This is a genomic window from Mesorhizobium sp. WSM4836 (genome assembly GCF_055811815.1).
Genome location: NZ_JBVVQF010000006.1, coordinates 183684 through 196779, shown reverse-complemented (window position 1 = coordinate 196779; position 13096 = coordinate 183684). Strand labels below are relative to the sequence as shown.

The window sequence follows — 13096 nt, the reverse complement described above, 5'->3', positions numbered from 1 at the left end:
CCAAGGCAATCGCTTCAGGTCTGCGCCGCCCCTCATTGCCGCCGGCAGGCAGATGAGGGGCGGCGCCGACCTCTGCAGGTGGATGAATCGAGCGCTAGCTTTTGCGTGAAACGATTGCCCTGGTCAGCCGTCCGTCGATCGACCATGCACCTGCGCCAGTCATTGCCAGCGTCAGAAAACCGCCTGATATGGCGATGTCCTTCATCATCATCTGTGAATGCAGGAAGGCCAGCATCGGGTCGTCGCCACCTTGGCCATAGTGGCCGATGAAGGCGGTCGCGATGCAGAAGGCGGCAAGCAGCAGCGCCACGATCGGAGTCTTGAATCCGATGAGGATGAGCAGCCCCGCGATCAGCTCGAACAGGCCTGTCGCCCAAGCCACCAGCGTCGGCAGCGGCAGGCCGAGGCCGGCGAAATAGCCTGATGTGCCGGCGATATCGGCAAGCGCATGGGAGCCGGAGGGCACGAACAGCGCGGCGAGCAGCAGCCGGGACAGCAAGAGCAGCGCATTGCGAGGCATGGTCTCCTCCGATGTCGGCGGCCGATCCTAGCAGAGTTCCAGCCAGCAGATATAAACCGACAACGAAAAAGGGGCGCGGAAAATTCCGCGCCCCTTTGTTCAGGAAATGCCGGATCTGCTTCAGCCGCGCTTGGCGTCGATCGAATAGGCGCCTGGGCCCGACGAGGCGAGCACGAGGAAGCCGCCGGCGATGCCGAGGTTCTTCATGAAATTGATCATCTGCATCTGATCGGCCCAGCCGGTGTGGGCGACCAGTGCGGTGGCGACGGTGAAGATCGCCATCACCCATCCGACGATCCGGGTCTGAAAGCCGACGAGGATGGCGAGGCCGCCAAGCAGTTCGATCAGGCCGACGACAATGGCGGTCACCATCGGTAGCGGCAGGCCAAGGCTGCCGAAATAGCCGGCCGTGCCGGCAATCGCCGTCAGCTTGCCGAAGCCGGAAAGCAAGAAGATGGCGGAAAGCAGGATGCGGCCGAGCAGGATCGTGCCCGAGGCGCCGGAGGCGGTACCGGAACCGGCAAACGAAGTGTTGGTGGACGTGTTGGTGGACATGCGTAACTCTCCAGAAGGGTTTGGCCAAACGGCTTGGGATAGCCGTTCAGTTAGCGCATGCCGACTGTTCACCAAAGACGTCAAATTGGTTACGGATTGTTCACCGGGGTAACGTTTTCGCGATCAACTTACCCTGGGTGCGTCATGTCCTCCGGCCGCACCAGCCGCTCATAATCGGCTTCGCTGACCAGCCCGGTGGCCAGCGCTTCCTCGCGCAGCGTTGTGCCGTTCTTGTGCGCCGCTTTGGCGATCTTGGCGGCGTTGTCGTAGCCGATCGTCGGCGCCAGCGCCGTCACCAGCATCAGCGAACGGTCGAGCGCTGCCTTGATGTTGTCTTCGCGGGCCTCGATGCCGACGACGCAATTGTCGGTGAACGACACCGAAGCGTCGGCCAGCAGCTGTACCGATTGCAAGAAACAATAGGCCATCAGCGGATTGTAGACGTTGAGCTCGAAATGGCCCTGACTGCCGGCGAAGCTGATCGCCGCATTGTTGCCGAACACCTGCACGCAAACCTGCGTCATCGCCTCGCATTGTGTCGGATTGACCTTGCCCGGCATGATCGAAGAGCCTGGTTCGTTTTCCGGCAGCGACAATTCGCCGAGGCCCGAACGCGGGCCGGAGCCGAGCAGGCGGATGTCGTTGGCGATCTTGAACAGCGCCGCCGCGCAGGCATTGATGGCGCCGTGCGAGAAGACCATGGAATCATGCGCGGCCAGCGCCTCGAACTTGTTCGGCGCGGTGACGAAATCTATGCCGGTGATCGCGGCGATGCGCGCCGCCACCTTTTCGGCAAAACCGACCGGCGCGTTGAGCCCGGTGCCGACCGCGGTGCCGCCCTGCGCCAGTTCCTGCAGGCCGGGCAGGGTCATTTCGATGCGCTTGATCGACGAGGCGACCTGCGCCGCGTAGCCCGAGAATTCCTGGCCCAGCGTCAGCGGCGTGGCGTCCTGCGTATGGGTGCGGCCGATCTTGACAATGTGGGCGAAAGCGCTCGTCTTGGCCTCGAGTGCCGCATGCAAATGTCCCAGCGCCGGCAGCAGATCGTGGATGATGCGCTCGGCGCAGGCGATGTGCATTGCCGTCGGATAGGTGTCGTTCGACGACTGGCTCATATTGACATGGTCGTTGGGATGCACCGGCTTCTTCGACCCCATGACGCCGCCCAGAAGCTCGATCGCCCGGTTGGAGATCACCTCATTGGCGTTCATATTAGACTGGGTGCCCGAGCCGGTCTGCCAGACGACCAGCGGGAAGTGCTCGTTGAGCTTGCCGTCGATGACCTCCTGGGAGGCCTCGATAATAACCTTGCCGATCGCCGGATCGAGCCGCTTCAGCTCCATATTGGCTTCGGCGGCGGCCCGCTTGACGATGCCCAGCGCCCGCACGATCGACGCCGGCTGTTTCTCCCAGCCGATTTTGAAATTGGCCAGCGAACGCTGCGCCTGCGCCCCCCAGTAACGGTCGGCAGCGACCTCGATGGGACCGAACGTATCGGTTTCGGTTCTGGTCTCTGGCACGCTCACGAGGTCTCTCCGGGTTGCAATTTGCAAACGGCGTATCGCGTTGCACAAACGCCTTCAAGCGGAGATTGCGGCCGATGGGGATGCAAATCGGTTGAAGGGACGGCCGATCTCCCCCGCAAGGGACCCACGAGGGGAGATTGGATGCCGCTTCGGCTTTCGCCAACTTCGAACGTTAAGGGCCTGCAATGAGGCAGCGCCGAGCTGAAGCGATTATTTGAGGCGTAGCCCTATTTTGTTCTTGCTTTGTGCCGGCAGCTATGCTACTAATTTGGGTATGGTGCTAATTGGCTCCAACGACCCGCCGCTTGGCGGGTTTTTTGTTTCCGCTCGATCTCGAGCGCAGGTCACGCCAAGATAACAACCACTGTGACCACCCCGCACAGCCCGATCAGCAGCAAGTCGGCGACCCGGTAGAGTTTCAGCGCCCGCCGGATGTCGGTGCTCTCGACGTCGTCGCGACGGCCGCCTTCGCCCATCGCCGCGTCTTCGACCATGACGCCGTCATAGGAACGGGGGCCGGCGAGCGCCAGGCCGAGCGCGCCGGCCATCGCTGCTTCCGGCCAGCCGGCGTTCGGCGAGCGGTGTTTTTTCGCATCGCGCCGCACGGCATGCCAGGCGGCCTTGGCGTCGGCTTCCTTGACCAGGAAAGCGGCGAGTACGATCAGCAGCGCCGTCAGCCGCGACGCCGGCAGGTTGATCCAGTCGTCGAAGCGCGCCGCCGCCCAGCCGAAGGCTTCGTGGCGCGGGGTGCGGTGGCCGATCATCGAATCGGCGGTGTTGGCGGCCTTGTAGGCGACGCCGCCGGCGAGCCCGCCAATACCGATCCAGAACGCCGGCGCGACGACGCCGTCGGAGAAATTCTCGGCCAGGCTTTCGATTGCGGCGCGGCAGACAGCGGCCCTGTCGAGCTTTTCCGGGTCGCGGCCGACGATCCTGGAGACGGCAATGCGGCCCATGTCCAGTCCGCCGCTGTCGAGTGCGTCGGCCACCGCTTCGACATGCTCGGCCAGGCTCTTCTGCGACAGCAGCGACGTCGCCAGAATTGCGGTGATCAACAAGCCGAGGGGAATGCTCCAAAGCAAGGTTTCGAGCCAGAGGGCGACGGCGGCCGGCACCAGGACGATCACCAGCAGCGCGACGACGCCCCAGCGGCGACGGTCGGCGTCGGAATCAGTGGCGCGGTTGAGCCTGCGGTCGAGAAAGGATATCAGCCTGCCGAACCAGGTGACGGGGTGGCCAATGGCATCGAAGAGCGGGGCCGGGTAGCCGAGTACAAGTTCGATGGCCAGCGACAGAAAGGTGATCAGGATCGACATGAAGTCTCTTGATGGAGTGACGGCGGCAGTGGATCACGGCGGAAGCCTTGGCCGGGCGAGGGCGCTTTTCCCTCACGCGCCACTGCCTTTCGTCGATCTCTCGACCGGGATCAATCCGCACTCCTATCCGCTTTTCGATTTGCCCGCCACCGTCCTGTCGCGATTGCCGGAAGCCGCGCGTGCCCGTGAATTGGCCGCGGTCGCGGCAAGCGCCTATGGCGCCCCGTCGGCGGCGGATGTCGCTGCGGCGCCCGGCACGCAGATCCTGTTGCCGCGCGTCGCTTCGCTGGTCAGCCCGGGCAAGGCGCTGGTGCTCGGGCCGACTTATGCCGAGCATTTGCGGGCAGCGGCGATCGCCGGCCATGCGGCGGCTGAAGTCGATGATTTCGAAGCCTTGGCGGCGGTCGACCTCGCCGTCGTCGTCAATCCCAACAACCCGGACGGGCGCGTCGTCGAGCGCGAAAGATTGCTTCGACTTGCCGCAAAATTGCGCGCCAGAGGCGGGCTGCTGGTCGTCGACGAGGCCTTCATGGATGTCGGCCCGCGCAGCGAAAGCCTGGCCGGCGACGTCGACCAGGGCGGCATTGTCGTGCTGCGCTCGTTCGGCAAGTTCTTCGGCCTGGCTGGCCTGCGGCTTGGCTTTGCACTGGCCGACGCGCTGACGGTCGAGCGGCTGCTGGCGCAATTGGGGCCATGGGCGGTTGCCGGGCCGGCGCTCGAATATGGCATAAGGGCGCTTGCCGACACCGGCTGGCAGGCCGGGATGCGGCGCCGTCTGGCCGAGGATTCCGCGCGGCTCGATACGCTGTTTTCCCGCTTTGGCGTGCCTGTCGCCGGTGGCACCGCGCTGTTCCGCTATATCAGGCTGGCGGGCGCCGCCGGCCTGTTTTCGGTGCTCGGCCAGCGCGGCATCCTGCTTCGGCATTTCGCCGATCGTCCGGATGTGCTGCGCGCCGGCCTGCCGGGGGCCGACGAAGAATGGCGGCGGCTCGAATCCGCACTTGCCGGCCGGGCCTCGCGGCGCGACGATGATGCCAAGGGAGAAACTCAATGATCCACGTCTGCTCGCTGTCCAAGGTCGAGGAAACGGTAACGAAGACAGGGGCCGGGCGGCTGCTTTCGCTGCTTGCCGCCGGAACGGAGGTGGTGCGACCGGCCTCGATCACCAGGGAAAACCATCTGCATCTGGTCATGCACGACATTGCGGTAGCGCAGGAGGGCATGACGATGCCGGGCGAGGCCCATGTCGTGAACCTGCTCGATTTCGCCCGCCAATGGGACCGCTCGCGGCCGCTGGTGGTGCACTGCTATGCCGGCATCAGCCGTTCGACCGCCTCGGCCTACATCATCGCGGCAGCGCTGGCGCCGCAGCGTGACGAGGCCGAACTGGCCGAGACTTTGCGCAGGCTGTCGCCTACGGCAACGCCCAATCCGCGGCTGATCGCCATCGCCGACGCACTGCTCAAGCGCAACGGCCGCATGAGCCGCGCCGTCGAGAAGATCGGGCGCGGCGCCGAAGCGTTTGAGGGCACGCCGTTTGCGCTCAGGATAGAGGGGTGATTCCCGGTCTTATAGGCCCTGATGGTGTGGCGATCGCCGGAGAATATTGCCGATGTCGCGGCGCTGGCGGATAGCCTCTTACGCCAGCCAATCCGCCAGCTTGGCCTTGCGCAGGTCCCTCAGCAGGCTGATGAAGCCGTCGGCCTGATGTTCGGCGGTGAGCCGGCCTTTTTCGGCGGTGGCTATACTGGCGTCGCCGACCACACCATTCGGGTTGAGGTCGCTAGCGATCCAGGCGAAGGCGTGCGTTCCGGTGTGGCGCAGCAGCGAAAATTCCTTTTCGGCGCGCGCGACCTTGGACACGAAATTGTCGGCCTTGGCCATGTCGACGAGGTTGGGCCGGAAATGCAGCATCAGCGAGGTCTCGACGTCGCCGCCATGGATGCCGTGGCGGTCTTCGAGGTCGGTGTACATGCCGGCCGGCCGGCCAAAACGCTGCCAGCTGGTCTTTACCGCCAGCATCTTTGCCCGCACGCGCAATTCGCGGGTGACGATGCCCATGATCTCCTCATTGCCGCCATGCGAGTTGACGACAATCAGTTTTCGGACGCCGGCCCGCGCCACCGACAAGCCGAGTTCGGTCCACGCCTCGACCAAGGTCGTCGCGGGCAAAGTGAGGGTGCCGGGCGCATGCAAATGCTCGTTCGACTTGCCCACCGCCTGCACCGGCAGGATGCGGATGTCGAGATCGCCGGGGAGGCGGGCGATCACCGTTTCCAGCATGCCGTTCATGATGGAGGTGTCGGTCGAAACCGGCAGATGTGGCCCGTGCTGTTCGATCGCCGCCAGCGGCAGAACGGCAATGGTTGCCTCAGGATCGACGGTCGCATATTCGGTGGTCCGGTAGTCACCCCACCATACGCGTTTTTGTGTTGCGGCCATTTTGAACCTCGAAGAGACTGGATCCGCGCTTGATGAGGGGCAGCGCCAATCTTTGTCGTGTAACTTGAGATCATCGGCCTGTCGATTCGTACCCTCCGGTTAGCTGCTCAACCCGCCGCGATGACCTCGATCTCGACCTTGAATTCCGGCCGGGCAAAACCGGACACGATCATCAGCGTCGAGGCGGGCGCAGGGCTGGCGAACAGCCGGTCGCGAACCTCCATGTAGGGGCGCAGGAAGGCGCGGTCGGTGACGTAGGCGTTGATGCGGACGATGTCGGAAAGGCCGAGTCCGGCCTCGCCGAGAATCGCCGATATGTTGTGGAAACAGAGCTCGGCCTGGGCGCCGGCCTCTTCCGGGATCTGGTCGTGCGCTGTGATCGCGACCTGGCCGGAACACAGAACCAGCCGCTTGCCGGGCGGTAGCTCGACGCCATGGCTGTAGCGGGCGAAGGGGGGCTTGATGGACTTCGGCGTGAGAAATTTGAACATGGCAATCTCCGTTCTCCGCAGCGTAAAGCCGGATCGAGGCGCGCATCAAGGTGGCGGTGCATGTCACGAGGGCGATTGTGGACAGGCGACCAAAAAATAGGCACGATGCCTTTCGTACAGCATGACCCGTCCGGCCTTCGCGCCGCCATTGCACAGGCGGGCACTGCACAAGCGGGCGGTCCCGGCGCAACGCGCCGGTGGCATGTGTCTTGCTTCTTGAAACAATGGTGTCGAGCCCGGCGCGTGACGCGCCGGAGCGAACAAAGGGTGGTGTGGTGTACGGAAGGCTCAAGATTTCGGCGGGCGTGATCGTGCTGCTTGGCGCAGGTACGCTTGCCGCGGCAGCGAACGAAAAAGTCACCTTCGGCACCAACTGGCTGGCCGAGCCGGAGCATGGCGGCTACTACCAGGCGGTGGTGGACGGCACCTATACGGCCTGCGGCATCGACGTGACGATCATGCAGGGCGGCCCACAGGTCAGCGGCCGGCCGCTGCTACTGGCCGGCAAGATCGATTTCTACATGGGCGGCAATTTGCTGTCGGCCTTCGATGCCGTGCAGCAAGGCATACCGATGCGCGTCGTGGCCGCCGACTTCCAGAAGGATCCGCAGGTCATCATGTCGCATCCCGGCCAGGGGCTGGACAAATGGGAAGACCTGAAGAACGCCGACCAGTACATCCTCGGCGACGAAGGTGCGCAGACCTTCTTCCAGTGGATGGTCACCGACCTCGGCTTCGATGCCGCAAAACGCGTGCCCTACACCTTCAACCCGGCGCCGTTCATCGCCAACAAGAAGTCGATCCAGCAGGGTTACGTCACTTCCGAGCCATTCGCCGTGCAGAAGCAGGGCGGTTTCACGCCGAACCAGTTCCTGCTGGCCGACTTTGGCTGGGACACATATGCAACGACGGTCGAGACCATGCAGGAGACGATCGACAAGCGGCCCGAGGTGGTCCAGTGCTTCGTCGATGGCTCGGCCAAGGGCTGGTACAACTACCTCTACGGCGACAACAAGGCCGCCAACGAGATGATCAAGAAGGAAAATCCGGATATGACGGATGAGCAGATCGCCTTCTCGATCGAGCAGCTGAAGAAGTTCGGCGTGGTCGATTCCGGCGACAGCGAAAAGCTCGGCATCGGCGCCATGACCGATGCGCGCATCCAGAGTTTTTACGACAAGATGGTCAAGGCCAAGGTCACGCCGGCGGGCATCGACATCAAGAAGGCCTACACGCTGGCCTTCGTCAACAAGAGCGTCGGGCTCGACCTGAAGAAGTAGGCCGTGAAGCTGGAGAAAGTGGCGCAGCAGCCAGGAAGTGTACCGGGGCCGAGGCTGTTGGCGCTGCGCGGCGTCGGCAAGGTTTTTTCCAACGGCGTCACCGCGCTCAGCAATGTCGAACTGACGATCCGGGAGGGCGATTTCGTCAGCCTGCTCGGACCGTCGGGCTGCGGCAAGTCGACGGCGCTGCGGTTGATTGCCGGCCTGTCGACGCCGACCTCGGGCGTGCTCGACTGGCGCGGCAGCGGCGCCCCCGATCGTTCGAATGGCGGCGACCGTTCGAATATCGGCTTCGTTTTCCAGGAGCCGACGCTGCTGCCCTGGGCCGACGTCTTCGACAATGTCTGGCTGCCGCTGCGGCTGAAGGGCGTGTCGCGGGCCAAGGCGGCGCCGGCGGTGATGGAGATGCTGGCGCGGGTTCACCTGACCGGTTTCGAGAACGCGGTGCCGCGCGAACTGTCGGGCGGCATGAAGATGCGCGTCTCGATCGCCCGCGCCATGGTGACCAAGCCGCGGATTCTGCTGATGGACGAGCCGTTCGCGGCACTCGACGAGATCACCCGCTTCAAGCTCAACAACGATCTTCTGGAGCTGTGGCAGGATGAGCGTTTCACCGTCGTTTTCGTCACCCACAGCGTCTTCGAAAGCGTATTCCTCTCCAACCGGATCGTCGTCATGGCAGCGCGGCCGGGTCGGGTGTTTGCCGAGCTTGGCGTCGATGCACCCTATCCGCGCGACGAGGCGTTTCGCACCTCGCCCGACTATGCCGCGCTCTGCCGCCAGGCATCCGACGTGCTGATCGGCGCTATCAACTCAACCGGCGGACCGCATCATGACGGCCATTGAAGACCTGGCGCTCGACCCGGAGGAGGCGCGTCGCGTTCGCCAGGAGCGGTTCGAGCGCATCGGCAAATGGCTGCTGCCGCTGGCGATCATGATCCTGGCGATCTGGCTGTGGGACCGCATTTGCGTCTGGAACGACATCCCGAAATATATCCTGCCGCGCCCCGGCGTGGTGCTGCAGACGCTGCACGACGATGCCGGCCTGCTGTTCTCCTCGCTGCTGGTGACACTCAGGATCACCTTCTTCAGCCTTCTCTTAGCCGTGGTCGGCGGGGTCGGGCTGGCGGTGCTGTTCGCTCAATCGAAATGGGTGGAGATGTCGTTCTTTCCCTTCGCCATCGTACTGCAGGTGACGCCGATCGTCGCGATCTTTCCACTGATCAACATCTATGTCGACAACCAGACGACGAAGCTTTTGCTTTGCGCCTGGATCGTCGCCTTTTTTCCGATCCTGTCCAACACCACGCTCGGGCTCAATTCCGTCGACCGCAATCTGCGCGATTTGTTCAAGCTCAACGGCGCGACCCGCTGGCAGCAATTGCGCTATCTGCGGCTGCCGGCGGCGATGCCTTATTTCCTCGGCGGGCTGAAGATCGCCGGCGGCCTGTCGCTGATCGGCGCGGTGGTGGCCGAGTTCGTCGCCGGCGCCACCGGCCAGTCGTCCGGCCTTGCCTCGCGCATCATCGAGGCTGGCTACCGGCTCAACGCGCCAAGACTGTTCGCGGCCCTGATCCTGATCTCGCTCACGGGCATCCTGATCTTCCTGGTGCTGTCGCTGATTTCGCATCTCATTTTGCGGCGCTGGCACGAGAGCGCGCTGAGGCAGGAGCGGTGATGGAGGACAGCGCCGCCTTGATACCAGCCTCTGGTTCCTACAATCTTGCCAACGTCCGGCTCCATGCCTCACTGACGCCGGGCTTTGCTGGAGCCTTTGACACCAACGGTTTTGCACTCGCCGATATCGTCGTCGTAGAAGGAAAAATCTCCAGCATCGTCCCGCACCGCCGATCCAATGCAGATGCCACCAATCTCGGCGGCCGGATCGTGCTGCCCTGCTTCGTCGACTGCCACACCCATATCGACAAGGGCCATATCTGGCCTCGAAAGCCCAACCCGGACGGGACCTTCATGGCCGCCCTGAATGCGACCGGCGCCGACCGCGCGGCGCGCTGGAGCGCCGACGACGTTGCCCGCCGCATGGATTTTTCACTGCGCTCGGCCTATGCGCACGGCACCAAGGCGCTGCGCACGCATCTCGACAGCGTTGCGCCGCAGGAAGAGATCTCCTGGCCGGTGTTCGAGACGATGCGGGAGAAATGGCGCGGTCGCATCGAACTGCAGGGCGCTTGCCTGCTCGGCATCGAGGGCGTGCGCGACAAGAACTGGTTCGAGAGGCTGGCCAAGCGGGTGGCTGCCGCCAAGGGCGTGCTCGGCGTCGTCACCTATATGGTGCCGGATCTCGAAGAACTGCTTGACCAGGTCTTTGCGCAGGCGATCGAGCACGGCCTCGACCTCGATTTCCATGCCGACGAGACCGACGATGTCGCGGCGATCTCGCTGAAGAAAATCGCCGAAGCCGCCCTTTGGAACGGTTTTGACGGGAACACCCTGGTCGGCCATTGCTGCTCGCTGGCGCGCCAGCCCGATCTCGACGTGCTCGACACGCTGGACAAGGTCGCCAAGGCCGGCTTGGCGGTGGTGTCGCTGCCGATGTGCAATCTCTATTTGCAGGACCGGCGCGGCGACAACACCACGCCGCGCTGGCGTGGGGTGACCCTGCTGCACGAGATGAAGGCGCGCGGCATTGCCGTCGCCGTCGCCTCCGACAATACCCGCGACCCGTTCTACGCCTATGGCGATCTCGACATGCTGGAGGTCTATCGCATGGCGACGCGCATCCTGCATCTCGACCATCCCGTCGCCGACTGGCCGCAAGCTGTGACCGCGACGCCGGCCAAGGTGATGCGGCTCGACGGTTTCGGCACGCTTGCCGCGGGAGAGGCGGCCGATTTCGTCGTCTTCAGGGGGCGGAGCTGGACGGAATTGTTGTCGCGGCCCGAATCGGATCGCATCGTGGTGCGCGACGGCCAGGCGATCGAGCGCCAGCTGCCCGATTATGCCGAACTCGATGATCTGATGGTGGAATGATGGATATTGCGGCGCTCAAGCGTGACCTGGACGGCTTGAAGATCGACGACCATCCGGCGATCGTCCAGCAAAAGAGCCGCGACTTCTACTGGTACAGCCCGGTGTTGAAGCAGCAGCTCGAGCACGTCACCGGTGACCTGATCGTGACGCCGAAAACCGAAGACGAGGTCGTCCGCATTCTCGCCGCCTGCCACCGGCATGGCGTGCCGGTGACGCCGCGCGGCAGTGGCACCGGCAATTACGGGCAGGCGATGCCGCTGTCGGGCGGCGTCGTGCTCAATCTCGCTGAGATGAACGCGATCAAGACGATCGCGCCGGGCCGTGTCGTCACCGGCCCCGGCGCCGTGCTCGCCGACATCGACAGAGCGACGCGGGCGCATTCCGGCCAGGAGCTCCGTATGTCGCCGTCGACCTACAACACCGCATCGATCGGCGGTTTCGTCGCAGGCGGCTCTGGCGGTATCGGCTCGATCCGCTGGGGCGGCTTGCGCGACCTCGGCAACGTCATCCGACTGAGGACCGTGACGATGGAGGCTGAGCCGCGTGTCATGGAGCTCACCGGCGAGGACGTGCTGAAGGTGATGCACGCCTACGGCACCAATGGCATCATCACCGAAGTCGAGATGCCGCTGACCGCGAGCTATGACTGGATCGACGTCATCGTCGGCTTCGATGATTTCATGGATGCGGCCGGCTTCGGCAACGACCTGGCCATCCAGGACGGCATATTGGCGAAACTCATCACGCCGATCGCCGCACCCATCCCCTACGATTATTTCAAACGTCACCAGCGGTTTTTCCGGCGCGGCCAAAGCATCGTCGTCCTGATGATCGCGCCGCATGCGATGGATGCCTTCCTTGCCTTCTCGGCGCGCAGCAAGGGCGAGATCGTCTTCCGCGCCGACAAGGAGGCCGATCTCAAGGGGCTGCCGCCGGCCTATGAGCTGACCTGGAACCACACCACGCTGCGTGCCATCCGGGTCGATCCGACGATCACCTATCTGCAGACCCGCTACCCGTCGCCGGACCACCTCGGTCACGTCAAGGCGATGGTCGACCGCTTCGGCGACGAGGTGCCGGCGCATCTTGAATTCATCCGCTTCGACGGCGCGATCGGCATCGCCGGGCTGCCGCTGGTGCGCTTCACCACGGCAGAGCGGCTGAACGAGATCATCCGCATCCACGAGGATAATGGCTGCTGGATTTTCAACCCGCACCGCTACACGCTGGAAGAAGGCGGCATGAAACGGACGGATGAGGTGCAGCTTGCCTTCAAACGCGAGACCGACCCGCAAGGGCTGCTCAACCCCGGCAAGATGATCGCCTGGGAAAACCCGGACTATGACTACCGCTCGGGCAAGTCGTTCCTGTTCAAGGGGCTGGAGAAGGCGGGTTGAACATCCTCGTTCTCTACGCTCATCCGGTCGAGACCAGCTTCAATGCCGGCCTGCACCGGACCATCGTCGAGCGCCTGAAGGCGGCCGGCCATGCGGTCGACGATTGCGATCTCTATGCCGAGGGTTTCGATCCCAGGCTGACGCGGGCCGAACGGCTGTTCTATCACAAAGTGCGCAGTGACGGCGATCCAGCGTCGGCTTACGTCGAGCGCTTGCTGCGAGCCGAGGCGCTGGTGCTGTCGTTTCCGGTGTGGAACTTCGGCTATCCGGCCATTTTGAAAGGCTTTTTCGATCGCGTCTTCCTGCCCGGTGTGTCGTTCAAGCTGGTCGACGGCAAGGTGCAGCCGTCGCTGAACAACATCCGCAAGGTGGTCGCGGTCACGACCTATGGCGGCAGCCGGTTCCGAGCCATGCTGATGGGCGATCCGCCGCGCAAGCTGGTCAAGCGGGTGCTGCGTGCGACCATCAAGCCCGGCGGGTCGGTTTCCTACCTCGCGCTTTACTCGATGAACCTGTCGACCGACGAGACGCGGACGAGGTTCGTGGCGAAGGTCGCGGCCAGGATGGACGCGTTCTGA

14 protein-coding genes are annotated in these 13096 nt (G+C 63.9%); 8 read left to right on the top strand and 6 right to left on the bottom strand.

Annotated elements, in window-relative coordinates; all coding sequences use genetic code 11:
• Positions 1-94: 94 nt before the first annotated feature.
• The 4 genes from AC0L2P_RS10445 to cbiB form a co-directional block, all read right to left on the bottom strand.
• Positions 95-520 carry a DoxX family protein gene (locus AC0L2P_RS10445; RefSeq protein WP_473501139.1) on the bottom strand — a complete coding sequence of 142 codons (426 nt, stop codon included), beginning with the start codon at positions 518-520 and terminating at the stop codon, positions 95-97.
• A 120-nt stretch (positions 521-640) separates the two neighbouring features.
• Complete coding sequence (locus AC0L2P_RS10440; protein ID WP_473501138.1) at positions 641-1075, bottom strand: DoxX family protein; 435 nt, start codon at positions 1073-1075, stop codon at positions 641-643.
• Positions 1076-1203: 128 nt separating this feature from the next.
• Positions 1204-2601: a class II fumarate hydratase gene (gene fumC / locus AC0L2P_RS10435; protein ID WP_473501137.1), complete on the bottom strand. Its 1398-nt coding sequence runs from the start codon at positions 2599-2601 to the stop codon at positions 1204-1206.
• A gap of 344 nt (positions 2602-2945) precedes the next feature.
• On the bottom strand, positions 2946-3917 hold the full coding sequence (gene cbiB, locus AC0L2P_RS10430; RefSeq protein ID WP_473501136.1) for an adenosylcobinamide-phosphate synthase CbiB: 972 nt from the start codon (positions 3915-3917) through the stop codon (positions 2946-2948).
• On the opposite strand from cbiB, the gene cobD reads away from it, so the two are divergent.
• Positions 3916-4971, top strand: a complete 1056-nt coding sequence (cobD, locus tag AC0L2P_RS10425) for a threonine-phosphate decarboxylase CobD (protein WP_473501135.1) — start codon at positions 3916-3918, stop codon at positions 4969-4971. The genes cbiB and cobD overlap by 2 nt on opposite strands.
• A complete protein-coding gene (locus AC0L2P_RS10420; RefSeq protein ID WP_473501134.1) occupies positions 4968-5477 on the top strand; it encodes a tyrosine phosphatase family protein in 510 nt (169 codons plus the stop codon). Before cobD ends, AC0L2P_RS10420 begins: the two co-directional genes overlap by 4 nt.
• A gap of 78 nt (positions 5478-5555) precedes the next feature.
• Here the strand turns inward: AC0L2P_RS10420 and AC0L2P_RS10415 are convergent, their stop codons facing one another.
• On the bottom strand, positions 5556-6359 hold the full coding sequence (locus AC0L2P_RS10415; protein ID WP_473501133.1) for a creatininase family protein: 804 nt from the start codon (positions 6357-6359) through the stop codon (positions 5556-5558).
• Between the two features lie 107 nt (positions 6360-6466).
• The gene (locus AC0L2P_RS10410) at positions 6467-6850 is read right to left on the bottom strand and encodes a RidA family protein (RefSeq protein WP_473501132.1); all 384 of its coding nucleotides are present in this window, start codon (positions 6848-6850) and stop codon (positions 6467-6469) included.
• Positions 6851-7125: 275 nt separating this feature from the next.
• Between AC0L2P_RS10410 and AC0L2P_RS10405 the strand changes: the two genes are divergently transcribed.
• The 6 genes from AC0L2P_RS10405 to AC0L2P_RS10380 are packed head-to-tail and all read left to right on the top strand — an operon-like array spanning position 7126 to position 13096.
• Positions 7126-8130 carry an ABC transporter substrate-binding protein gene (locus tag AC0L2P_RS10405; RefSeq protein WP_473501186.1) on the top strand — a complete coding sequence of 335 codons (1005 nt, stop codon included), beginning with the start codon at positions 7126-7128 and terminating at the stop codon, positions 8128-8130.
• Positions 8131-8133: 3 nt separating this feature from the next.
• The gene (locus AC0L2P_RS10400; protein ID WP_473501131.1) at positions 8134-8976 is read left to right on the top strand and encodes an ABC transporter ATP-binding protein; all 843 of its coding nucleotides are present in this window, start codon (positions 8134-8136) and stop codon (positions 8974-8976) included.
• Positions 8963-9808 (top strand): ABC transporter permease, encoded by an 846-nt coding sequence (locus tag AC0L2P_RS10395; RefSeq protein WP_473501130.1) that lies wholly within the window; start codon positions 8963-8965, stop codon positions 9806-9808. The genes AC0L2P_RS10400 and AC0L2P_RS10395 overlap by 14 nt, the downstream gene beginning before the upstream one ends.
• Positions 9809-9825: 17 nt before the next feature.
• Positions 9826-11121 (top strand): cytosine deaminase, encoded by a 1296-nt coding sequence (locus AC0L2P_RS10390; RefSeq protein WP_473501185.1) that lies wholly within the window; start codon positions 9826-9828, stop codon positions 11119-11121.
• Positions 11118-12518: an FAD-binding oxidoreductase gene (locus AC0L2P_RS10385; RefSeq protein ID WP_473501129.1), complete on the top strand. Its 1401-nt coding sequence runs from the start codon at positions 11118-11120 to the stop codon at positions 12516-12518. The genes AC0L2P_RS10390 and AC0L2P_RS10385 overlap by 4 nt, the downstream gene beginning before the upstream one ends.
• Positions 12515-13096: an NAD(P)H-dependent oxidoreductase gene (locus tag AC0L2P_RS10380; protein WP_473501128.1), complete on the top strand. Its 582-nt coding sequence runs from the start codon at positions 12515-12517 to the stop codon at positions 13094-13096. The genes AC0L2P_RS10385 and AC0L2P_RS10380 overlap by 4 nt, the downstream gene beginning before the upstream one ends.